15 protein-coding genes are annotated in these 22,065 nt (G+C 65.9%); 3 read left to right on the forward strand and 12 right to left on the reverse strand.

Going from position 1 to position 22,065, the window contains the following annotated elements; genetic code table 11:
• Positions 1-356: 356 nt before the first annotated feature.
• Genes ACTJK0_RS20410 through ACTJK0_RS20420 form a run of 3 tightly spaced genes read right to left on the reverse strand, consistent with a single transcriptional unit; the run spans position 357 to position 7,868 of the window.
• Positions 357-4,034 (reverse strand): 1,4-alpha-glucan branching enzyme, encoded by a 3,678-nt coding sequence (locus ACTJK0_RS20410; protein ID WP_440746410.1) that lies wholly within the window; start codon positions 4,032-4,034, stop codon positions 357-359.
• Between the two features lies 1 nt (position 4,035).
• Positions 4,036-5,829 carry a maltose alpha-D-glucosyltransferase gene (gene treS / locus ACTJK0_RS20415; RefSeq protein ID WP_110545107.1) on the reverse strand — a complete coding sequence of 598 codons (1,794 nt, stop codon included), beginning with the start codon at positions 5,827-5,829 and terminating at the stop codon, positions 4,036-4,038.
• On the reverse strand, positions 5,826-7,868 hold the full coding sequence (locus tag ACTJK0_RS20420; RefSeq protein ID WP_440746416.1) for an alpha-1,4-glucan--maltose-1-phosphate maltosyltransferase: 2,043 nt from the start codon (positions 7,866-7,868) through the stop codon (positions 5,826-5,828). Before ACTJK0_RS20420 ends, treS begins: the two co-directional genes overlap by 4 nt.
• A 191-nt stretch (positions 7,869-8,059) precedes the next feature.
• On the opposite strand from ACTJK0_RS20420, the gene glgP reads away from it, so the two are divergent.
• Both glgP and ACTJK0_RS20430 read left to right on the forward strand, forming a co-directional pair.
• The gene (gene glgP, locus ACTJK0_RS20425; protein WP_181422503.1) at positions 8,060-10,678 is read left to right on the forward strand and encodes an alpha-glucan family phosphorylase; all 2,619 of its coding nucleotides are present in this window, start codon (positions 8,060-8,062) and stop codon (positions 10,676-10,678) included.
• A gap of 61 nt (positions 10,679-10,739) precedes the next feature.
• Complete coding sequence (locus ACTJK0_RS20430; RefSeq protein ID WP_440746411.1) at positions 10,740-12,527, forward strand: thiamine pyrophosphate-requiring protein; 1,788 nt, start codon at positions 10,740-10,742, stop codon at positions 12,525-12,527.
• A 17-nt stretch (positions 12,528-12,544) separates the two neighbouring features.
• Here ACTJK0_RS20430 and ACTJK0_RS20435 read toward each other — a convergent pair whose 3' ends face one another.
• From ACTJK0_RS20435 to ACTJK0_RS20470, 8 genes are all read right to left on the reverse strand, one after another.
• Positions 12,545-12,901, reverse strand: a complete 357-nt coding sequence (locus tag ACTJK0_RS20435; protein WP_043452108.1) for a barstar family protein — start codon at positions 12,899-12,901, stop codon at positions 12,545-12,547.
• A 7-nt stretch (positions 12,902-12,908) separates the two neighbouring features.
• The gene (locus tag ACTJK0_RS20440; RefSeq protein WP_110545099.1) at positions 12,909-13,397 is read right to left on the reverse strand and encodes a ribonuclease domain-containing protein; all 489 of its coding nucleotides are present in this window, start codon (positions 13,395-13,397) and stop codon (positions 12,909-12,911) included.
• Between the two features lie 33 nt (positions 13,398-13,430).
• Positions 13,431-15,530, reverse strand: a complete 2,100-nt coding sequence (glgX, locus tag ACTJK0_RS20445) for a glycogen debranching protein GlgX (RefSeq protein WP_440746412.1) — start codon at positions 15,528-15,530, stop codon at positions 13,431-13,433.
• Positions 15,531-15,618: 88 nt separating this feature from the next.
• Entirely contained in the window at positions 15,619-16,608 is a 990-nt protein-coding gene (gene rlmB / locus ACTJK0_RS20450; RefSeq protein ID WP_110545095.1) for a 23S rRNA (guanosine(2251)-2'-O)-methyltransferase RlmB, read from the reverse strand.
• A 115-nt stretch (positions 16,609-16,723) separates the two neighbouring features.
• Complete coding sequence (gene cysS / locus ACTJK0_RS20455; RefSeq protein WP_440746413.1) at positions 16,724-18,190, reverse strand: cysteine--tRNA ligase; 1,467 nt, start codon at positions 18,188-18,190, stop codon at positions 16,724-16,726.
• A 21-nt stretch (positions 18,191-18,211) separates the two neighbouring features.
• The gene (gene ispF, locus ACTJK0_RS20460) at positions 18,212-18,700 is read right to left on the reverse strand and encodes a 2-C-methyl-D-erythritol 2,4-cyclodiphosphate synthase (RefSeq protein WP_440746414.1); all 489 of its coding nucleotides are present in this window, start codon (positions 18,698-18,700) and stop codon (positions 18,212-18,214) included.
• A gap of 8 nt (positions 18,701-18,708) precedes the next feature.
• Entirely contained in the window at positions 18,709-19,491 is a 783-nt protein-coding gene (gene ispD, locus ACTJK0_RS20465) for a 2-C-methyl-D-erythritol 4-phosphate cytidylyltransferase (RefSeq protein ID WP_440746415.1), read from the reverse strand.
• A 106-nt stretch (positions 19,492-19,597) separates the two neighbouring features.
• Complete coding sequence (locus tag ACTJK0_RS20470; protein ID WP_011690592.1) at positions 19,598-20,080, reverse strand: CarD family transcriptional regulator; 483 nt, start codon at positions 20,078-20,080, stop codon at positions 19,598-19,600.
• Positions 20,081-20,351: 271 nt separating this feature from the next.
• Between ACTJK0_RS20470 and ACTJK0_RS20475 the strand changes: the two genes are divergently transcribed.
• Entirely contained in the window at positions 20,352-20,945 is a 594-nt protein-coding gene (locus ACTJK0_RS20475; RefSeq protein WP_440746417.1) for a hypothetical protein, read from the forward strand.
• A 103-nt stretch (positions 20,946-21,048) separates the two neighbouring features.
• On the opposite strand, the gene ACTJK0_RS20480 is transcribed toward ACTJK0_RS20475, so the two are convergent.
• Complete coding sequence (locus tag ACTJK0_RS20480) at positions 21,049-22,023, reverse strand: IS481 family transposase (RefSeq protein WP_440744822.1); 975 nt, start codon at positions 22,021-22,023, stop codon at positions 21,049-21,051.
• Between the last annotated feature and the right edge of the window lie 42 nt (positions 22,024-22,065).

Consider the following 22,065-nt stretch of genomic DNA (forward strand, 5'->3'; position numbering starts at 1 on the left):
ATAATCGGTATCAACAAACTTGGCACACTATTGAGTTCTCAAACAACAGACACACCCGGCACCACCCAAACCAACGTTCAGGATCGCTCCGGAGCAACTTTTCAAACTTACCCGCTGGCTTCCTGCGTGTCAAACCGGCGTCCACGACCATCCTCAGCCTATGCTTGGGGGTCGGTTTTCCGTCTGACTCTGTGGAGCAGCGCGGAAATAAACTGTACCACCACTCATCCGGGATCGCCAGTCCGCTGCTGCGTGCTGTCCTGCCGGAAGCCGAAAGGCCCGGAATCACGCGGATTCCGGGCCTTTCTACGCCATGCGTTGGCCACCGCTGCCGCAGGTGCTCCTGCGGGCGGCGATCACTTGGCCGGTGTCGCTCCCGGCTTGAAGTAGGAAGCCCCGAGCGGAGGCAGCGTCACCGTCAGAGTGGCCGGCTGGCCGTCCTGACCTTCGTCCGTTGCCTTCAGTTCACCGGTGTTGAGTACGCCGGATCCCCCGTAGGTGGTGTGGTCGGTGTTCAGGACTTCGGTCCATGCCCCCGCCGACGGGACTCCCAGGGTGTACCCGGCGTGGGGTGCACCGGAGAAGTTGATGGCGCAGACGATCGGGTTGCCATCGGTGTCCCACCTGATGAAGGACAGGACGTTGCGGTCCGAGTCTCCCCCGTTGATCCATTGGAACCCGGCAGGAACATTGTCCTGCGAGTAGAGGGCCGGCGTCGCTGCGTACAGTTCGTTGAGGTCCTTGGTCAGCAGCTGCAGTCCCTTGTGCGCGGGGATGTCGGCAAGCCACCAGTCCAGGCCGTGCTGTTCCGACCATTCGGCTTCCTGGCCGAACTCGGTGCCCATGAAAATGAGCTGCTTGCCGGGGTGGGCCCACTGGTAGGCAAGGAAGGCACGGAGGTTGGCCAGCTGCTGCCAGCGGTCGCCCGGCATCTTGCGGAGCATGGAGCCCTTGCCGTGGACAACCTCATCGTGGCTGATCGGCAGCAGGAAGTTCTCCGTGAAGGCGTAGACCAGGGAGAACGTGACCGTGCCGTGGTGCCAACGGCGGTTGTAGGGATCCTCGGACATGTACTTCAGGGAGTCATGCATCCAGCCCATGTTCCACTTCAGGCCAAAGCCCAGGCCGCCGTGGCTCGTCGGTGCGGTAACACCGGGGAAGGCTGTGGATTCTTCCGCGATCATGACAGCGCCGGGGTGGGTCTTGTAGACGGTGGCATTGACTTCCTGCAGGAAGGAGATTGCCTCCAGGTTCTCCCGGCCGCCGAAGCGGTTGGGCCGCCACTGGCCTTCCTCGCGGGAGTAGTCGAGGTAGAGCATGGAAGCCACGGCGTCCACGCGCAGGCCGTCGATGTGGAACTCCTCCAGCCAGTAGAGGGCGTTCGCCACCAGGAAGTTCCGGACCTCGGTGCGGCCGAAGTCGAAGATCAGGGTGCCCCAGTCAGGGTGTTCGCCAAGGGCAGGGTCTGCGTGTTCGTAGAGGGGCTCGCCGTCGAACTGGGCCAGCGCCCAGGCATCCTTCGGGAAGTGTGCCGGTACCCAGTCCAGCAGGACGCCGATGCCTGCCTGGTGCAGGGAATCCACAAGGTAGCGGAACTCGTCCGGGTGTCCGAACCTGGACGTGGGCGCGAAATAGGACGTGACCTGGTAGCCCCAGGAACCGCCGAACGGGTGCTCCGCCACGGGCATGAATTCCACGTGCGTGAACCCGAGCCACTTGACGTAATCCACAAGTTCCTTGGCAAGTTCGCGGTAGCCAAGTCCCAGGCGCCAGGACCCGAGGTGTACTTCATAGACGCTCATGGCCGAGTTGTGGGGATCGCGCTTGGCCCGCGCTTCCATCCATTCGTCATCCTTGAAGGCGTAGGAGGGTTCCACCACCCTGGAGGCGGTCAGCGGGGGCACTTCAGTGCCGAAAGCCAGTGGGTCGGCTTTTTCAACCCAGTAACCGCCGCGCGTCAGGATTTCGTACTTGTAGCACGCTCCTGCTTCGACCCCGGGAATGAAGACCTCCCAGACACCCGAAGACCCCAGTGAGCGCATCGAGTTTTCCCGGCCGTCCCAGGAATTGAAGTCACCCTTGATCCGGACCGCCTGTGCATTCGGGGCCCAGACCGCGAAGGAAACACCGTTGACGTCACCCAGGGACGACTTGTAGTGCCGGACGTGGGCGCCGAGCACCTGCCACAGTTTCTCGTGCCGGCCTTCGCCGATGAGGTGCAGGTCCACTTCCCCCACCGTGGGCAGGTAGCGGTACGGTTCGTCGACGGTGACCGCGTCCCGGCCCGGGTAGGTGACCGAGAGCCGGTAGTCGGGAACATGGCCCTGCTCCACCGGTTCAAGGACGGCAACCCACACGCCGTGGGCCTCGTGCTGCATGGGGACTTCACCGGCCCGGGTGACCACGGAAATGGCCTCGGCGAGGTGCTTCACGGTGCGGATGGTGACATGCCCGTAGTCGTCCAGGTGCGCGCCCAGGACGGAGTGGGGGGCGTGGTGTTCACCGTTCGCGATCCTGCCCAGGGTGCCTTCATCCACGTGCAGGGGCACCCCCGGACGGTCAGTTCGTGCTGAGCCTGTCATTTCGTTACCTTCCGATGCTGCACCGGCATGATCGCCGGCGCCGTTACCGCTCAGGACCCGCCTGGCGGCGCTTACTGGAATCGCCAGCCAGTCGGGCCTGTTACGCATTTCATAAACAACTTCGTACAGCGCCTTGTCCAGCCACAATGCCATAAACAGGGGCGAGGTCCGGTCCACCGTGCCGGGAATGACCTCCGCATAGCCTGCCAGGAAGGCATCGGCGCAGTCGTCCACCCAGCTTTCCGGGACCTGGGCGCCCTCCTGCTCACGCTGCGCTGCTCCGGCAGCGTAATCGAAGGAGCGCAACATTCCCACGACGTCCCTCAGGGGAACATCAGGGACGTTCCGTTCCGCGATGGGCCGTAGCGGCTCGCCCTCGAAATCGAGGATGGCCCACCGGGATTCGTCGCCGGCCTGGCCGGTGACCTGCAGGATCTGGCCGAGGTGGAGGTCGCCGTGGATGCGCTGCAACGGCCCGACCGGGGCTTTGCCCATGGTGGCCAGGAGTGCTTCCAGGGCGTCGTCGTAAGGGCCGACGGCGGCGCGGGCTTCTGCCCAGGCGGTCCGGACGCGCTGGGCAACGGCAGGTCCTGCCCCCTTACCGGGTTCAGGCTCGTCCGACTGCCCCAGGGCCTCCGCCAAGCGTTTGTGCACCGTGGCCGTGGCCGTGCCAAGGGCGCGCGCTTCTGCAGTGAAGTCCCTGCCGGAACGGGCGGCGTCCACCGCAAGCCGCCAGGCGTCACGTCCGCCTGCCAGGAATTCATGGGCCACCGCAAGTTCCCCCTGGACATAGCGGCTGCCCGGGCTGCCCTGGCCAAGCCACTCCCCCCGGACCCAGCCAAGGGTTCCGGGGACCTCGGAGGTTCCCGCCTTGGTGAGGGCGGCCCCTACCTCGATCTCCGGGTTGATGCCTTCCGAAAGCACCCGGAAGAACTTCACCATGGCTGCCGACTCGCCGTCGTCCACGATGACCGAACTGTTGGACTGCTCGCCGGAGAGCACCTTCACCACGCCTTTGGCCGTGGGAAGCCGGTAGGGCCCGTCGACGCGGTACCCGGTTGCGGTGCCGCTGGCGGCCTTCCCGCCTTGCCGGACGAGCTCCAGCCAGGCACCGACGAAATCGGGGTCGTGCACGGCGTCATATACCCAGGGCCGGGTGGGATCCATTCCCGCAGCTTCGCCCACCAGCGCACGCTCCATGCCTCCCGCCGGCGCGGGCCGGAAACTCAGCGGAACCTGGACCACGGCGCTGCGCGGACCGCCGTCGGTCCCCTCGGTGGTGACGTTGAGGAGGAATACGGCCAGCGCCGCGTGGCCGGTCGGATCGTCCAGGCCCAGGCTGCCGGCCTGGCTGACGGCGAAGTCCGGGGTCTTGACGGGGAACCACCGCTGCTGCGGCAGCCATTCCTTGAGCAGAGCGGTCAGGGCGGGAGTGAGGATTGGCTGGTTCATCTCAGTTCTCTATCGACAGGATGGGCATGGCCTGGGTGTACGGGGAGGACGGGTTGGACGACGCCGAGCGCATCCGAAGCCAGAAGAAGTCGTGGCTTCCGATGGTCAACGTGAGGGTGCCGTCGTCCCCGATGCCGGGGAAGATCTGGCCGCCAAAGACATCGCGCAGCCCCCGCCCCGCGTATTCGGGAATCCGTAATGTTGCAGCTACCGGGTGTTGGGAGAGGTTGAAGGCGCAGAGGATGGTTTCCGCGTTCGCGCCGGCCGGGTTGTCGTCCGGCAGGACGCGCAGGTACGCCAGGACGGCGTCGTGGTCGGCTTCGACGTGTTTGAATTCGCCCAGCCCGAAGGCAGGGTGGTTCTTCCGGACGCTGAGGATCTGCCGGGTCCAGCGCAGCAGGGAACCCGAATGGGCCGCCTCCGCCTCCACGTTGGCCATGCTGTAGTTGTAGACCAGCGACTGGATGGGCGGCAGGTACAGCTTGCCGGGGTCCGCGTGGGAGAAGCCCGCGTTCCGGTCCGGGTTCCACTGCATGGGCGTGCGGACGGCGTCGCGGTCCTCGAGCCAGATGTTGTCCCCCATGCCGATCTCGTCCCCGTAGTACAGGAACGGACTGCCCGGCAGCGACAGCAGGAGGGCGTTGATCAGTTCGATCTCCGCACGCGAGTTGTCGAGCAGTGGTGCCAGCCGGCGGCGGATGCCGATGTTGGCCCGCATCCGCGGGTCAGGTGCATACCAGCCCAGCATGGCGGCGCGCTCATCCGCGGTGACCATTTCCAGGGTGAGCTCGTCGTGGTTGCGAAGGAAAGTTCCCCACTGCGCGCCCTCGGGGATGTCCGGGGTTTCGTACATGGTCTCGATGATGGGCGCGGCCTTCTGGTCACGCAGCGCGTAGTACAGCCGGGGCATGATGGGAAAGTGGAACGCCATGTGGCATTCGGGTTCCTCAACCGTGCCGAAGTACTCCACCACCTCGGTGGGCGGCTGGTTGGCCTCGGCGATGATTACGCGGCCGGGATAGCTTTCGTCCACCATGGCCCGCAGCTGGCGCAGGAACTCATGGGTGGCGGGAAGGTTCTCGCAGTTGGTGCCTTCTTCCTCGAAGAGGTAGGGAATGGCGTCCGCGCGGAAACCGTCGATTCCCTGGTCCAGCCAGAACCGGACGACGTTGAAGACGGCGTCGATCACCTTCGGGTTTTCGAAGTTCAGGTCCGGCTGGTGGCTGAAGAACCGGTGCCAGAAGAACTGGCGGCGGATGGGATCGAACGTCCAGTTCGATTCCTCCGTGTCAACGAAGATGATGCGCGCGTCCTGGTATTTCTCGTCCGTGTCGCTCCAGACGTAGAAGTCGCCGAACGGCCCGTCCGGGTCCTTCCGGGATTCCTGGAACCAGGGGTGCTGGTCCGAAGTGTGGTTCAAGGGCAGGTCGATGATGACCCTGACACCGCGGGCGTGGGCCTCTGCCACCAGGCGCTTGAAATCGCTGATGGTGCCGAACTCGTCCAGGACCGAGTTGTAGTCGGAGATGTCGTAGCCGCCGTCCCGCAGCGGTGACTGGAAGAACGGCGGCAGCCACAGGCAGTCCACGCCCAGCCACTGCAGGTAGTCCAACCGGTCGATGAGTCCGGAGAAATCCCCGGACCCATCGCCGTTGGCATCCGCAAAGGCCCTGACAAGTACCTCGTAGAACACGGCCTTGCGGTACCACAACGGGTCATGCTGAAGGCCAGGCGCATTTAGCTCGAACGTGCTCTTGGGGGTGAAATGCCCGGAACTTTGCGGATTGAAACTCACGAATGCATTCTCCTCACGCTCAGGATGTGGGCGGGCTCCACGTGCGGATCGAGGCGCACGTAGTTGTACTCGCCCCACTCCCAGCTTTGTCCTGTGAGCAGGTCATCCACATGGAAGCCGCCGCCCGGGGTGAGGTCCTGCGGGTCCAGTTCAAGGGCTGCCAGCTCCAGGGCCACGCTGCACTCCTTGGTGACGTGCGGGTCCACGTTGACCACCACGATGATGGTGTCCTTTGACCCGTCGGGAAGTGTCTTGTGCTTGGAGTACACCACGGTGGAATCGTCCGTGCTCTGGTGGACCGTGAGGTTCTGCAGGTCCAGCAGGGCAGGATGGTCGCGGCGGATGTGGTTGAGCCGGGTGATGTACGGAGCCAGCGAGCGCCCGGATTCAGCGGCGGCGTCCCAGTCACGGTGCTTGTACTCGAACTTTTCGTTGTCGATGTACTCTTCGGCGCCGGGCCGGGCCACGTGCTCGTACAGCTCATAGCCGGCGTAGACACCCCACAGCGGGCTGCCGGTGGAGGCCAGGACCGCCCGGATCCGGAACGCCGCAGGCCCGCCGTACTGCAGGTATTCGGTGAGGATGTCCGGGGTGTTGACGAAGAAGTTGGGACGGAAGAACGCCGGTGATTCGTGGCTGACTTCGTCGAAGTAGGCCGCGATTTCCTTCTTGGTGTTGCGCCACGTGAAGTAGGTGTAGGACTGCTGGAAACCGGCCCTGCCCAGTGCGTGCATCATGGCGGGCCGGGTGAACGCTTCGGCCAGGAACACCACGCCCGGCACCGCTTTATTCACTTCGGCAATAAGCCATTCCCAAAACCACACCGGTTTGGTGTGCGGGTTATCCACGCGGAAAATCTTTACGCCGTGGCTGACCCACAACAGCACAATCCGCAGAATTTCCTGGGAAAGTCCCTCAGGGTCGTTATCGAAATTCAGCGGATATATGTCCTGGTACTTCTTTGGCGGGTTTTCCGCGTAGGCGATGCTGCCGTCCACCCGGGTGGTGAACCATTCCGGGTGCGACTGGACCCAGGGGTGGTCCGGTGCCGCCTGCAGGGCGAGGTCCAGCGCCACTTCCAGGCCGAGTTCGTTGGCCCTCGCCACGAAGGCGTCGAAGTCCTCGAAGGAGCCGAGGTCCGGGTGGATGGCGTCGTGGCCGCCCTCCTTGGCGCCTATGGCCCAGGGTGAGCCGGGATCGTTGGGGCCGGCCACCAGGGTGTTGTTCGGTCCCTTGCGGTGCTGCACGCCGATGGGATGGATGGGCGGCATGTACAGGACGTCGAAGCCCATGGCCGCCACGGCGTCGAGCCGCTTTGCCGCGGTCCGGAAATTGCCCGACGTCCACACGCCGGTGTTGTGGTCCTTGACGGCGCCTTCGGACCGGGGGAAGAACTCGTACCAGGCGCCCCGGCCGGCACGGTCGCGTTCCACCAGCAGGGGGTACTTCTGCGAAACGGTCACCTGTTCCCGGATGGGCTGGCGGGCAACGATGTCCGCGATTTCCTGGCTGAAGCCGGCCGCCAGCCGTTCCTCGGTGTTGCGGGACTGGTCGCCCAGGACGCCCGCCGCGTGGCGCAGGGCCGCCCGGTCCACGTCGTCCCGGAAGTCCTCGCCCGCCGCTTCGCCGAGCAGTTTGGCACCTTCGGCAAGCATGAGTTCGACGTCGATTCCAGCGTCGATCTTCACCTCTGCGTTGTGGTGCCAGGTGCCGTAGCGGTCGTGCCAGGCTTCGATGACGAAGGACCAGTTTCCGGTTTCCGACGGCGTGAGGACGCCTTCCCAGCGGTCCGTGCCCATGCCGCGTTCCCCGCGGGGCGGCGCGAGCCGGACACGCTGGCGCTCGGCGCCTGAGGGGTCCAGCAGCACGGCGCTGACCCCGAGCTGGTCATGGCCTTCGCGGAAGGCGGTGGCGCCCACCACGATGGCTTCCCCCGGCAGGGCCTTGGCCGGAAACTTGCCGCCTTCGACGACGGGCTGCACGGCGGTGATGGGAAAACGCCCGAACCGCAGTCCCTCGGTGATGCGGCGCTGGGGCATTTTGGTGGATGCGGCACTGGTTCCTGAGTTAGTCGTCACAGGCTCGACGTTAGCGAGAAATGCGCAGGATTGCTAAGGCTGCTCACTAAATTGGGCGTGCCGCGGCCCTTTTTCTTCATGCCTCTGTCATTTACCCAAAAGAAACCTGAAGCTGGTTCCGGCCGCGCATCTTGTCGGTTAGTGTGACGCAGGTGAAGGCAATCCGCAGGTTTACGGTCCGTACAGTCCTCCCCGAGCCCATCCGGCCGCTGGCCAGGCTGGCCAGCAACCTGCGGTGGTCATGGCACCGCCCCACCCGGGAGCTTTTTGCCGGGCTGAACCCGCGCCTTTGGGAGGAAAGCGGACAGGACCCGATCGGCTTCCTGGGGATGGTGAGCCGTGAAGAGTTCCAGCAGTTGGCCACGAACCAGTCCGTGGTGGAGAAAGTCCGCGCCGCAGAGCAGGACCTTGACCGGTACCTCGAGGAGCCGCGCTGGTACCAGGGCCTGGGCCCGGACGCCCCCGCCTCGATTGCCTACTTCTCCCCCGAGTTCGGCATCACGGAGGTCCTCCCCCAGTATTCGGGCGGCCTGGGCATCCTGGCCGGCGACCACCTGAAGGCGGCCTCTGACCTTGGCGTTCCACTGGTGGGTGTGGGCCTGCTGTACCAGGCGGGCTATTTCAAGCAGTCGCTTTCCCGCGACGCATGGCAGCAGGAGACCTACCCGGTCCTGGACCCCGACGGCCTGCCCCTGACCCTGCTCCGTGAGCCGTCCCCCGACGGCAACGGCAAGGCACTGCAGATCTCCCTTCCGCTGCCCAACGGAAGGCGCCTGCTGGCACACATCTGGCGTGCCGACGTCGGACGCGTTCCCCTGCTCCTCCTGGACTCCAACGTCCCGGGCAATGACGATGCCGCCCGCAGCATCACCGACAGGTTGTACGGCGGCGGCGGCGACCACCGGCTGCAGCAGGAACTCCTGCTGGGCATGGGCGGCGTCAAAGCCCTGCGCGCCTTCCAGAAACTGACAGGCAGCCCCGCCCCGGAGGTTTTCCACACCAACGAAGGGCACGCCGGGTTCCTGGGGATCGAGCGCATCCAGGAACTCATGTCCGGAGAGCAGGCGCTGACGTTCGACGAGGCGTTGGCGTCAGGCCGTGCCTCCACGGTATTCACCACGCACACTCCGGTGCCTGCCGGCATCGACCGGTTCGAGATCAACCAGATCAGCCACTTCTTCCAGGCCGGACTGGCACCGGCCGTGCCGCTGGACAGGATCCTTGAACTGGGGCGCGAGAACTACGCCGACGGCAACCCTTCCGTGTTCAACATGGCCGTCATGGGGCTCCGGCTTGCGCAGCGTGCCAACGGCGTGGCCAAGCTCCACGGCGAAGTGTCCCGCGGCATGTTCTCCGCACTGTGGCCGGGCTTTGACCACAGCGAGGTACCCATCACGTCGGTGACCAACGGCGTGCACGTGCCCACCTGGGTGGACAGCCGCATCTCCAAGCTTGCCCGGGACCAGTTCGGCAGCGAGGCCGAAGCGCTGGGCAAATGGGACCTGGCCTACAACGTCAGCGACGCCGACGTCTGGGCGCTCCGCCGGGAGATGCGGGCTGCCCTGGTGGAGGACGTACGCGGCAGGCTGAGGGCAGCATGGAAGAAGCGGGGGGCCGCCGACGCCGAGCTGGGCTGGACGGACAACGTCCTGGACCCGGATGTACTCACCATCGGGTTCGCCCGCCGCGTGCCCACCTACAAGCGCCTCACCCTGATGCTGCGCGAACCGGCGCGGCTCAAGGCTCTGCTGCTGCACAAGGAGCACCCCATCCAGCTGGTGATCGCCGGAAAGTCCCACCCGGCAGATGACGCCGGCAAGAAGATGATCCAGGACCTGGTGCGCTTCACCGACGACCCGGAAGTACGGCACCGGATCGCGTTCCTGCCGAATTACGACATCGCCATGGCCCGGACCCTGTTTCCCGGCTGCGATGTCTGGCTGAACAACCCGCTGCGCCCGCTGGAAGCCTGCGGTACCTCCGGCATGAAGGCGGCACTGAACGGATCGCTGAACCTTTCCGTCCTGGACGGCTGGTGGGACGAGATGTACGACGGCGAGAACGGCTGGGCGATTCCCACGGCCAACAACGATGCCTCGCCCGAGGAACGCGACGACATCGAGGCCGCCGCACTTTACGAGCTGCTTGAAACGCAGGTGGCTCCCCGCTTCTACGGGAGCACGGTGTCCGAGGGTGCCGGGGCCGCGGGTCCGTCAACCATGGGCAGCGAGAAGGTGCCCACTCATTGGGTGTCCATGATCAAGCACACGCTGTCGCACCTGGGTCCGGCGGTCTCCGCCGAACGCATGCTTCGCGACTACGTCAACATCCTTTACCGTCCCGCCGCGGAGGCCGGACGCAGTGCCAATGCCAATTCCTATGCACAGGCCCGCGGACTGGCCGCCTGGTCCGCGAAGGTTCACGCCGCCTGGCCGCAGGTGCATGTGGAACACGTGGATTCGGTGGGAGTCTCGGAAGATCCGCAGATCGGCGACACGCTCCAGGTCAACGCGTACGTGGCCCTGAATGCGCTCACCCCAGAGGACGTTTGCGTTGAGGTGGCCTACGGCAAGGCGGAAGAGAACGACGCCCTGGCAGACATCACCATGATGGAACTGCAGGTGAAGGAGGACCTGGGCAACGGGCGGCACCTGTTCAGCGGGTCCCTGGTGATCGACCGCTCCGGACCGTTTGGATACACCGTCCGCGTCCTGCCGCGGCACGAGGCCCTGGCCTCGAAGGCCGAGCTGGGGCTGATCGTCAACGCTTAGCCCGCGCGCCTGGTGGGTAAGGCTCCCTGGACGACGGCAGTAACCCGATCCAGGAGGGCGCATGACCGAACGTACGGTGGCCGATGTCATAGTGGAGCGCCTCACCACCTGGGGTGTGGGCAGGGTGTTCGGCTACAGCGGGGACGGCATCAACGGCTTTATGGGTGCCCTCCGCCGGTCTGAAGGACAGGTGGAGTTTGTCCAGGCCCGGCACGAGGAAGCGGCGGCGTTCATGGCCGTAGGCCACGCCAAGTACACCGGCGGGGTGGGGGTGGTGACCTCCACCCAGGGCCCGGGTGCGGTCCACTTGCTCAACGGGCTCTACGACGCCAAGCTGGACAGTGTGCCGGTGGTGGCCATCGTGGGTCAGCAGAGCCGGACGGTGCTGGGCTCGGCCTACATGCAGGAAATCGACCTTCCTTCGCTGTTTAAAGATGTCGCCTCGCAGTTCGTGCAGATGGTCAGCGCCCCCGAACAGGTACCCATGGTGCTGGACCGGGCCTTCCGGACGGCGAAGGCCACGTCCTCCCCCTGCGTGGTGGTCATCCCGCATGACATTCAGTCCGCGCCGGCGCCCGAACTTGAGCAGCAGCACGGCATCGTGGTGACGGCGCCGTCCTGGAGCGCTGCGGCCAAGGCGCCGCGTGAGGAGGACCTCAACGCTGCCGCGGCCCTCCTCAACTCCGCCGATCGCGTGGCCCTGCTCGTGGGGCAGGGAGCAAGGCATGCCGGCGGGGAGGTGGTTGCCGTGGCGGAGAAGCTTGGAGCCGGGATCGCCACCAGTCTTTTGGGCAAGCCGTACGTGGATGAGGAGCTGCCGTTCGTCGCGGGCACCATGGGGCACCTCGGCACCACGGCAAGCGCACACCTGCTGGCCAACTGCGACGCCCTCCTCATTGTCGGCTCCAACGACCCCTGGACCGAGTTCTATCCGCCGCCCGGAAGCGCCCGTGCCGTGCAGATCGACATCGACGAGAAGAAAATCGGCAACCGGTACCCCGTGGAGGTGGGCCTGGCCGGAGACGCGGCGTCCGCACTCGAAGCCCTGAACAACAGGCTGGAGTACCGCCCGCGCACCCAGTGGCGCTCCGAAGTGGAGGCGGAAGTCAGCCGCTGGCGCATCCTCGCGGCGGACCGCGCCGCAGTCCCGGCAAACCCCGTCAATCCCGAACGCGTGGTCAGGGAGCTGAACGGCCGGCTGCCCGGCAACGCCCAGCTGAGCATCGACGTCGGGAGTTGCGTCTACTGGTACGCCCGCCAGCTGGTGCTCCCCCACGGTGTCCCCGCGCACCTGTCCGGGACGCTCGCCAGCATGGGCTGTTCCATCCCCTACGGAATTGCTGCCAAGCTTGCCCATCCGGACCGCCCTCTGCTGGCCCTGGCCGGGGATGGGGCCATGCAGATGGCGGGTGTGGCAGAGCTGGTGACGGTGGCGCACCGCTGGCGCCAGTGGAAGGACCCGCGGTTTGTGGTCTGCGTCTTCAACAACCGGGAACTGACCGAGGTTACGTGGGAGCAGCGCGAGTCGGAGGCCGAGCCGAGGTTTGCCGCCAGCCAGGAGCTGCCCGACTTCCCCTTTGCCGGGTACGCCGACCTGCTGGGGCTGCGCGGCATCCGGGTGGAGGACCCAGAGTTGATCGCGGAGGCCTGGGAAGAGGCCTTCGCGGCCGACTGCCCCGTGGTGATCGAGGTGCTCACCGATCCCGAAGTACCCCTGCTCCCGCCGTTCCCCGCCGGCCGGCAGAAAGCGGAAAACATGCGCAAGGGGCTGGCAGCGGAGGACGACGGCGGCCGGGCCTCCGCGCTCCTGGACACCTATGTGTCCCACGAGGAAGGCCCGAAGGGCTAATTGCCCGGGCCGCGGGTCTAGAGCATGACGGCGGTGACGGCGAGGTCCTTGCCGGCGTACCGTTCCGCGTCCTGCAGGATCTCGCAGATGATGCCGAACGACCTGTCGCTGCGGAACGGCGCGGCCACCTGCCACAGGACCGTCACGGGCGGGTTGCCGTTGTCGGTGATGCTGTCGGCGAAGTCGTGCAGCGAGTCGTTCAGGGCATCGAGGTTCACGCCGTAGTGTTCGGGAAAGCCCAGGACCTCGCCAAAGGTCTCAAGGACAGTACGTTTGCTGTCCGCCGGGGGAACCACCACGCTGCGGCGCCCGGCGTCGGCCACCTGCTCCTGCAGCTCTTCCAGGGTCCAGGTATCACCGGAAAAGATTCTCATGGTTACGCTAGCTGCCTTCCGCTATGAACTTGAACGTTGTGTAGTGGTCCCCGGTGTAATACTTTTCCCCGCCGTTGCCCGCAATGATGCGCCGTGCCCCGCGGTCCGTTTCGCCGGGTGTGGGGACCGTGTATTCACGGTAGTAGCCACGCTCCCGGGCGGGCAGGGCCCGCTCAAAGTTGCCGAACACCTGGTCATCCTGGCTGTACTGGTACGGGCCGCCCGCCCGGATCAGCCCCAGCACGCGGCGGCCCTCCGGCGGAAGGACCGACTCCCGCACCTCCGGCAGGCTGGACGGGTTCGCCGCCCGGAGCGGCGCGGACTGCTTTGCTGCCGCGGACGCCGCCGTTCCGCCCGGCGTGGACACTGCTCCGGAAGCTGCTCCCGGCGTCGGACTTTCCGTTTGCTGCCCCAGCAGACCGGCACCGCCGAATGCCGCGACGGCCAGCACCACCAGGGCGGCGAGGAGCAAGGGAAGGATGGAGCGGTTGCGCATGCGGGGATACCTGCCGGGCCGTTTCTGCTGGATCTAGGTGCGGTAGATATTGATGGAGTAGGCCTCGGCAAGGTCGGTTTCCCCCGACGCCACCACGAGCCCCTGCCGTTGCTTGTGGCGCGGCGACGTGGTGAGCCGGAGTTCGAACATGCTCGGGGTCCGCCGGCCGGCGTCCGGGAGGGTGACCTGCACGTCAGAGGCGCCGCCATTCACCACCACCAGGCCCGCCAGGTCGCCGCCGTCGTCGCCGAGCAGGAGCTGCATGACGCGGTGGTGCGGATCGTTCCACCGTTCGGCGGACATCGGCTGGCCGTCCTGGTCGAACCAGTAAAGGTAGGACTGCTCGTCGCGGACCGGGAAGTCGCGGGGCTGGGCTGCCAGGAACTCCTTGCGCAGCCGGATGTACCGCTTGGTGCTGCGCAGCATTTCGTGCGCCTCCGGCGTCAGCGTCCAGTCCAGCCAGGTGATGGCGTTGTCCTGGCAGTAGGCGTTGTTGTTGCCGTGCTGGGTCCTGGCCAGTTCGTCGCCCGCCGTGATCATGGGAACCCCGAGGGATACCATCATCGACGCCATAAGGTTGCGCCGTGCCTGGGCGCGCCGCGCCAGGATTACACCGTTCTCGGTGGGGCCTTCCACGCCGTGGTTGTAGCTGCGGTTGTCACCGTGGCCGTCCCTGTTCTCTTCACCGTTGTCTTCGTTGTGCTTGCGGTCATAGGAGACGAGGTCGTTCATGGTGAAGCCGTCGTGGGCGGTGACGAAGTTGACCGAGGCAAGGCGCGAGCGTCCGGATGCCGCGAAGAGGCCAGCTGACCCGGACACGGCGTCGGCCAGTTTGGCCATGGTCCCGCCGTGCCCGCCGGAATCAGCGGCCGCGCGGTCTGCCAGCCAGAAGGTCCGGACGGCGTCCCGGAAATGGTCGTTCCAGTCCACCCAGCCCGGCGGGAAGCGGCCCGTCTGCCAGCCGCCGTAGCCGATGTCCCAGGGTTCGGCGATGAGCTTGACCTCCGACAGGACGGGATCGGCAGCCACGGCGGTGAGGAAGGGATGCTTGGGGTCGAATTCGTTGTCGGAGTTGCGGCACAGGGTGACTGCGAGGTCGAACCGGAAACCGTCGACGTGGAACTCGTCCACCCAGTAGCGCAGGGAGTCGGTGACCATTTGGACCACCCGCTGGTCACCGAAGTTCAAGGTGTTGCCGCAGCCGGTGGTGTCGATGTACTTCCCGGTGCCGTCCACCCGGTAGTAGGTGTCCTCACCCAGGCCGCGGAAGCTCAGCGCCTGGCCGTCGGGTCCGCCCTCGGCAGTGTGGTTGTATACGACGTCGAGGATGACTTCCAGCCCGGCGGCGTGCAGTGCTTTGACCATCGCCTTGAACTCGTCCTGGACAGCCTGCGGGCCTGCATCCTGGGCAGCCCTGGTGGCGTAACCGGGATGCGGGGCAAAGAACGCCGCGGTGTTGTACCCCCAGTAGTTGCTCAGTCCCAGGTCCTGCAGGTGGGGCTCGTCCAAGTGGAAATGGACGGGCAGGAGCTGGACGGACGTGACCCCCAGGCTGGTGAGGTGCTCCACGACGGCGGGGTGGGCCAGGCCGGCGTAGGTACCCCTCAGCTCCACGGGGACGTCCGGATGGAGCATGCTCTGGCCCCGGACATGGGCTTCGTAAAGGATGGTATTGCGCCAGGGAAGGCCCAGGCGTTCGTCGGTTTCCCAATCGAACTCCGTGGACGTCCGGACGCTGGTGAGCACGCCTCCGCCCTGGTCCACGCCCCGGCCATACGGATCCAGCAGCAGGGGCCGGCCGCCCGGACCGTTTCCGTTCGCCGCGGCGGGTACCGGTTCCTGGTCAGCCGACGACGGCCGGAAGCCGTAGCGTGAACCGTAGGGCAGGTCCTCAACAATGCCGTGGTGCACGCCGCGGGTCACGTTCGGCAGGCTCTGGACGCGCCACTGTCCCCCGGGAGGGCAATAGACAATGTCCAGGCTGGTCACCGCCGGGGCAAAGACGGCAACGTTCGCCCGGCCACCGGCGTGGTGCCGGGTCCCGCCGGAATCAACGCGCGGGACACTGACACCGAGGGGAGCAGCCGATGAGGAGTCCATGGTGGAAGCGGTGTCGAAGAGCGGCATGACCATCACCTAAATAGTATCGGCCAGCGGCACGTGACCAGCCCGGACGTCCACGGAGTGCCGGGTTGTGTGTGGGAAATGTGTGAGAAGAGTTCTAGTTCGCAGCGCGCTGGCGGGAAACCTCGTACAGCGAGATGCCCACCGCCATCGAGGCGTTCAGGGACTCCATGGCGGAATCGATGGGGATGGAGACGATCTGGTCGCAGTTCTCCCGGACCAGGCGGCTCAGGCCCTTCCCTTCCGACCCCACGACGATGCAGACCGGTTCCGTGGCCAGGGTGAGGTCGGGCAGCGAAACGTCGCCGTCGCCGTCGAGCCCCAGGACGTAGATGCCCATGTTCTTGAACTGCTTCAGGGCGTTGTTCAGGTTTGCGGCGCGGGCCACGGGCACGCGGACGGCTGCACCGGCGCTGGTCTTCCACGCTGAGGCGGTCACGCCCACGGAACGGCGCTCGGGCACGATGACGCCGTGGCCGCTGAAGGCGGAGACGGAGCGGATGATCGCACCCAGGTTCCGCGGGTCGGTGATGCCGTCCAGGGCAACGAAGAGCGGCGCGTTGGCGACGTGCCCCTTCTTCCACTTGTCCACGGTTTCCTCGGCCAGTTCGTAGGCGTCCTGGTACTCGTAGGGCGGGATCTGCAGCACCAGGCCCTGGTGCACGGCGTCATCCGTCATCCGGTCCAGTTCCGGCTTGCCCGTTTCCATGAGCGGGATGCCGCGTTCGGCGGCCAGCTTCAGGGATTCCTTGACGCGGTCGTCCATTTCGATACGGATGGCGACATGCAGTGCCTTGGCGGGGATGCCGGCGCGAAGAGCCTCGACCACCGAGTTGCGGCCGGTCACGACTTCCTCGGTGGCACGGCCCTTGGGGCCGGACTTGGCGGCGCCGGCACTGCGGGCACCGGTCCCCCGCTTGGCAGCGGAACGTTCCGCGAGCTGCCTGGCCTTGTGGGCTTTGTGGTACACGCGGTCCTCGGCCTTGGGCGTGGGGCCCTTTCCTTCGAGGGCCTTGCGGCCATGGCCACCGGTTCCGACGGTTGGGCCCTTCTTCGCTTTCACCGATCGGCGACCATTGTTGGCCATGATGTTCCACCCTTGATTGTGCTGACTGAGTCTGCCTACCAGTCTACTGACCCGAAAAAAATCGGGAGAGCAGGCAGTTCAGGTCCCGCCTGCTGCCGCGCCGCTGCGCAGCGGCTCAGTCCCGCTTCAGGCTCCAGGTGGCGCCGTCCGGGCCGTCTTCCACCACGACGCCGGCCTGGTTGAGCGTGTCGCGGATGGCATCGGACGCGGCCCAGTCCTTCTCCGCGCGGGCAGCTGCTCGGGCCGCCAGCTGGGCTTCCACCAGGACACCCAGCGCCTCGGCCTCTTTGGTGCTGGCGGTTTCGGACCCTGCCACGGCATTCAGGCCCAGGACATCGGTCATCAGGACGACGGCGTGCATCGCGTTGCGGGCAGCGTCGTCATCACCCTCGGCAAGCGCTGTGTTGCCTGCGCGGACAGTTTCGTGCAGGGCAGCCAGTGCGCGCGGGACGTTGAGGTCATCGTCCATGGCTTCGCAGAATGCGTCCACACCCTCGAAGGAAGAGTCCTGCGGTTTCTCCAGAACGCCGGCGTCGCCACCGAAACGCGCGGTGGCCTTTGCCAGGAACCCGTCGATGCGTTCGACGGCGGCTGCGGCCTCCTGCAGGGACGTGGGCCGGTAGTCGAGTATGGAGCGGTAGTGCGCCTGGCCCAGGTAATAGCGGACCACCCGGGGCGACGCGAGTTCGAGCATCTCCGCCGGGCTGATGGTGTTCCCCACCGATTTGGACATTTTCTCGCCCTGGTAGGTCACCATGCCGTTGTGCATCCAAAAGTTGGCGAACGGGTGGCCTGCCGCCTGGGACTGGGCCATCTCGTTTTCGTGGTGCGGGAAGCGCAGGTCCAGGCCACCGCCATGGATGTCGAAAGCGGTGCCGAGGTACTTGGTGACCATGGCGGAGCACTCAAGGTGCCAGCCGGGGCGGCCGGCACCCCAGGGCGAGGTCCAGCTGGCGGTGGCGGGTTCACCTTCCTTCGAACCTTTCCACAGCGCGAAGTCGCGGGGGTCCTTCTTTCCGCGGGGGTCGGCGTCGGGCGCTGCCTGCATGTCGTCGATGTTCTGCCGGGTGAGGGCCCCGTACTTGTCCCAGGACCGGACGTCGAAGTAGACGTCACCGGAATCGTCCAGTGCCGGGTAGGCGTGGCCCCGGTCAATGAGCTGCTGGATCAGGGCGTGCATCTCCGGGATGTGGCCGGTGGCCCGGGGTTCATAGGTGGGGCGGGAAACACCAAGGATGTCGTAGGCCTTCAGGAACTCCCGCTCGTAACGGTAGGCAAGAGCCCACCACTCCTCGCGCGGCACCTCGCCGGCTTCCGGGCTGAAATCGGGCGCGAAGGAAGCCTCGGACTTGGCCAGGATCTTGTCGTCGATGTCCGTCACGTTCCGGACGACGGTCACCCGCAGGCCGCGGTATTCCAGCCAGCGGGTGAGCTGGTCAAAGGCGATGGCGGAACGGATGTGGCCCACGTGCGGCATGCCCTGGACAGTGGCGCCGCAGTAATAGAGGCTGACCTTGCCGTCGACGAGGGGGACGAAGTTCCGGACTTCGGCGGAGGCGGTGTCATAGAAGCGCAGGGTCACCGCTCCAGACTAGCCGATGGTTCAGGGCCGGCGGGGGTAGACCAGGGCGGTGGCAATCGCGGAAATACCCTCGCCCCGTCCGGTGAAACCCAAGCCGTCGCTGGTGGTGGCGGTAACCCCAACATGGGCGCCCGCCGCCTCGCTCAGCACCTTTTGCGCTTCCTCCCGGCGCGGTCCGAACTTGGGCCGGTTGGCGACGAACTGCACCGCGACGTTGCCGATTTCGAAGCCGGCAGCCCGGACGATCCGCGCCGCTTCGGCAAGCAGGGTGGCGCCGGACGCGCCGGCGAATTCAGGGCGGTCGGTCCCGAAGTGGGTGCCAAGGTCGCCGATGCCGGCCGCGGAGAACAGCGCGTCGGCGGCTGCATGCGCTACCGCATCCCCGTCCGAGTGCCCCGCAAGGCCGCGCTCGCCCGGCCACAGGAGCCCGCCGAGCCACAGCGGGCGGGGGGCGTCCTCGGGCGCATAGGCATGGACATCGATTCCCACGCCGGTGCGCGGAAGGACCATGTCCGGGCTCATCCTTCCACCCAATGTGCGCCGAGGGGACCTTCCAGGAGCCCTTCGGCGAAGATCAGGTCCAGGGGCGTGGTGATCTTGAGGGACTGGGTTGACCCGCGGACGGCGTGCACCGCGGTACCGAGCATCTCCACGAGCATGGCGTCGTCCGTGACCGTTGCCGCCTGCTGCTGGTCCAGGCCCTGCGCGGCGTCGTGCGCGCGCAGCAAGGTACCGACTGTGAAACCCTGCGGAGTCTGCACAGCCCGCAACTCTTCCCGGTGAGCCGTCCCTGTAACCACCTCGGGCGCAAAGGCAGCGTCCTGACCTGACGTCGCCGCCACGGTCTTGACCGTGTCCACCACCGGAAGCACCGGGATCACGGCGGCGGCGCCCCCGGCGAGGGCATCGGACACACGGTGGAAGACGGATTCGGGCGTCAATGCCCTGGCCGCGTCGTGGACCAGGACCGCTTCGATGCCTTCCATCAAGCCCGCAATGCCGGCGCGGACAGAGTCTGCGCGGGTCGCGCCGCCGTCCACAAGCGTCAGGAGGGGTCCGCCGTCGGCCAACTCCTCCCTAAAGTCGTCGCACATCCGGCGCAGGCCCTGGTCCCCGGCGGGCAGTGCCACGCAGACCTGGCTGGCGACCCCCGACGCGACGATTCCGCGCAGGGCATGCATCAGGATTGGCTCGCCGCCCAGGGGCACTGCCGCCTTGGGCATGCCGTAGCCGAGCCGCTGCCCTGAACCGGCGGCCACGACGATGACTGCCGTGACCAGACGGGTGGATGATTCACTCATGCGGACAAGCCTACGACGCCGGCGCCCGGGTTCGGTGCGCGTGGCCCAGCAGGATTTGGGCGCAAAAAAGCCCCGGCTGCACTTGCGTGCCGCCGGGGCTAAATTCTTAGGAAGCCAGAACCTCGTCGAGAACGCTTGCAGCCTTCTCCTCGTCGGTCTTCTCAGCCAGCGCCAGTTCTGAAATCAGAATTTGGCGGGCCTTGGCCAGCATTCGCTTTTCGCCTGCGGAAAGGCCCCGGTCGTGATCCCGGCGCCACAGGTCGCGAACAACCTCGGCTACCTTGATGACGTCACCGGAAGCAAGCTTCTCCAGATTTGCCTTGTACCTGCGTGACCAGTTGGTGGGCTCCTCGGTGAACTCAGCACGGAGCACATCAAAAACGTGCTCCAGGCCTTCCTTGCCCACTACGTCCCGGACCCCAACAAGGTCAACGTTTTCTGCTGGAACTTCAATGGTCAGATCACCCTGGGCCACCTTGAGCTTGAGATACATCTTCTCTTCGCCCTTGATGGTGCGCATCTTGATTTCTTCAATCTTCGCAGCACCGTGGTGAGGGTAAACTACTGTCTCGCCGACCTCAAATACCATGTGGACATTTCCCCTTTCCCGCAGACCAGTTTATCACGATTCAGGCATATGACCGGCCGGAGAAAGGGCTCCCAACCGCGAAAATACGCGGAAAAACGGCCCAATCAACTCCCTCCACCCCCTTGACGGATGGGCGGATTAGTGCATCAGGTGAGCGTTCCCACAACGCATGTGACACCGCCGAATCCTCGTTTGACGCTCTTTGCGGATAGGCTATGGCTGAAAAAGACTTCAAATTTCTCGAGGAGTACGTGACGTGCGTTCCACTGCGATGAACCGGGCCCAGCGCGGCAAACTGGCACTGACGGCTGCTGCCCTTGGCGCCAGTCTGCTGACCGCAGGCTGCGGTTACATCACGCCCCAGCAGACCAGCCACCAGTACTCCGCCTCGGACGGCATCCGCGCAGACCTCGGTCCCCTGCAGCTGCGGAACATCCTCATCGTCTCCGCCGGCGAAGACGAGCCAGGCCGCCTGATCGGCGCCGTGTACAACTCCTCCTCGAAGGACGTGAAGCTGACGGTCAACGGCGCCAAGGGTTCGCAGACCCAGGTTTCGGTCAAGGCCAACTCCTCCACATTCCTCACCGAGAACTCCGACGCAGCCATCCTGAGCACCACCGGCGGCAAGCCGGGCTCCCTGGTGGACCTGAAGATCAGCGAGAACGGCACCAACGTCAGCGACACCATCAAGGTTCCGGTCCTGGACGCCACCTTGCAGGAGTACAAGGGCTACGTACCGACCCCGAGTGCCTCGGGGTCAGCCACGCCGTCGGCTTCGTCTTCCGCAAGCCCGTCTGCCGGCGCGACGTCCAGCGCCACCTCCGGCGCCACCGCGTCCGCTACTGCCACCGCAACCAGCCGCTAGGCAGGCACCGAACGCCGGACACATATGTAACCGGACACAGCGAAAGGGAGGAGCCACCGGCTCCTCCCTTTTTGCATGCCCTTATCTGTGCGCCTAGGTGTACTCAGCCAGTAGGTTGGTTGCACCTGCTGATGGGTGGTTTGCCTCCGAGGCTGCCGTGCGGCCGGTGGTTGTTGTAGAAGTTTAGCCAGGGCTGCAGCGCGTCGGTGCGGGCCTGGTTGGATGTGAAGGGTTGGCGGTAGGCCCAGCATTCCTGGAGGGTGCGGTTGAAGCGTTCTGCTTTGCCGTTCTGCCAGGGATGGCGGGGTTTGATCAGGATATGTTTGGCACCCAAAGCAGCCAAGGCGTCCTGGAAGTCGCGGGAGAGCCGGTAGGCGAAGGCGTTGTCGGTCATGACACGCCGGACGGGTGCGCCGTTCGCTGCCATGGCGGCGGCGGCCCGGGTGAGGAACCCGGCGCAGGTCGGGCCTTTCTCGTCGGGCAGGACCTCGGCGTAGGCGAAGCGGGTGTAGTCGTCCACGGCGACGTGGACGTAGTCAAAGCCCATCCTCTGATGCGACTTGCGGTGGTTTGCCGCGCTCTGGGAAGGGTCGGCCCGCCACCCCCCGCCGTCAGGGATCCGGCCAAGTTTCTTGACATCGATATGGATCATGTCCCCTGGGGCGTCTCGTTCGTAGCGGCGGTCGGTAGCCCGGGACGCGCGGATCCGTTCCCCGGTCACCGGGTCCAGATCCCACAACCTGGGCATGCCCGCCCTGGCCAAAATCCGGGAGACCGTCCGGGCGCTCGTGCGGCAGCGCAAAGCCAGGTCCGTTGGCCCTTCGCGGTGCTCCACGCGCTGGGTCAGGACATCGGCAACGACTTCCGCCGAGGTGGCGTGGGGGCAGGATCTTGGTCGGGAGCTGCGGTCCTCGAGGCCGTCCCAGCCGTGGGCACGGTACCGGCTGAGCCAGCGGTGCGCGCAAGTCCGCGAGATGCCCATTTCCTTCGCCACGTGAGCGACGGGACGGCCGGCGAGGACGCGCTCGACGAGGATCCGCCTACCATTCGGAGTCAGACGGGCATTACGGTGAGACATGAGGACCTCTTAGTCGTTGGCTGTGTGTGGTAACCACCAACC

It is taken from the genome of Paenarthrobacter sp. 22069, from assembly GCF_052046035.1.
In the GTDB taxonomy this organism is placed as follows: domain Bacteria; phylum Actinomycetota; class Actinomycetes; order Actinomycetales; family Micrococcaceae; genus Arthrobacter.

Bases quoted from the DNA above. Each gene is read 5' to 3' on its own strand.
- ACTJK0_RS20410 (WP_440746410.1), bottom strand. From the start codon at position 4,034: ATGAACCAGCCAATCCTCACTCCCGCCCTGACCGCTCTGCTCAAGGAA.
- ACTJK0_RS20420 (WP_440746416.1), bottom strand. From the start codon at position 7,868: ATGCCCCAGCGCCGCATCACCGAGGGACTGCGGTTCGGGCGTTTTCCC.
- ACTJK0_RS20430 (WP_440746411.1), top strand. From the start codon at position 10,740: ATGACCGAACGTACGGTGGCCGATGTCATAGTGGAGCGCCTCACCACC.
- ACTJK0_RS20435 (WP_043452108.1), bottom strand. From the start codon at position 12,901: ATGAGAATCTTTTCCGGTGATACCTGGACCCTGGAAGAGCTGCAGGAG.
- ACTJK0_RS20440 (WP_110545099.1), bottom strand. From the start codon at position 13,397: ATGCGCAACCGCTCCATCCTTCCCTTGCTCCTCGCCGCCCTGGTGGTG.
- glgX (WP_440746412.1), bottom strand. From the start codon at position 15,530: ATGGTCATGCCGCTCTTCGACACCGCTTCCACCATGGACTCCTCATCG.
- rlmB (WP_110545095.1), bottom strand. From the start codon at position 16,608: ATGGCCAACAATGGTCGCCGATCGGTGAAAGCGAAGAAGGGCCCAACC.
- ispF (WP_440746414.1), bottom strand. From the start codon at position 18,700: ATGGTCCTTCCGCGCACCGGCGTGGGAATCGATGTCCATGCCTATGCG.
- ispD (WP_440746415.1), bottom strand. From the start codon at position 19,491: ATGAGTGAATCATCCACCCGTCTGGTCACGGCAGTCATCGTCGTGGCC.
- ACTJK0_RS20470 (WP_011690592.1), bottom strand. From the start codon at position 20,080: ATGGTATTTGAGGTCGGCGAGACAGTAGTTTACCCTCACCACGGTGCT.
- ACTJK0_RS20475 (WP_440746417.1), top strand. From the start codon at position 20,352: ATGAACCGGGCCCAGCGCGGCAAACTGGCACTGACGGCTGCTGCCCTT.
- ACTJK0_RS20480 (WP_440744822.1), bottom strand. From the start codon at position 22,023: ATGTCTCACCGTAATGCCCGTCTGACTCCGAATGGTAGGCGGATCCTC.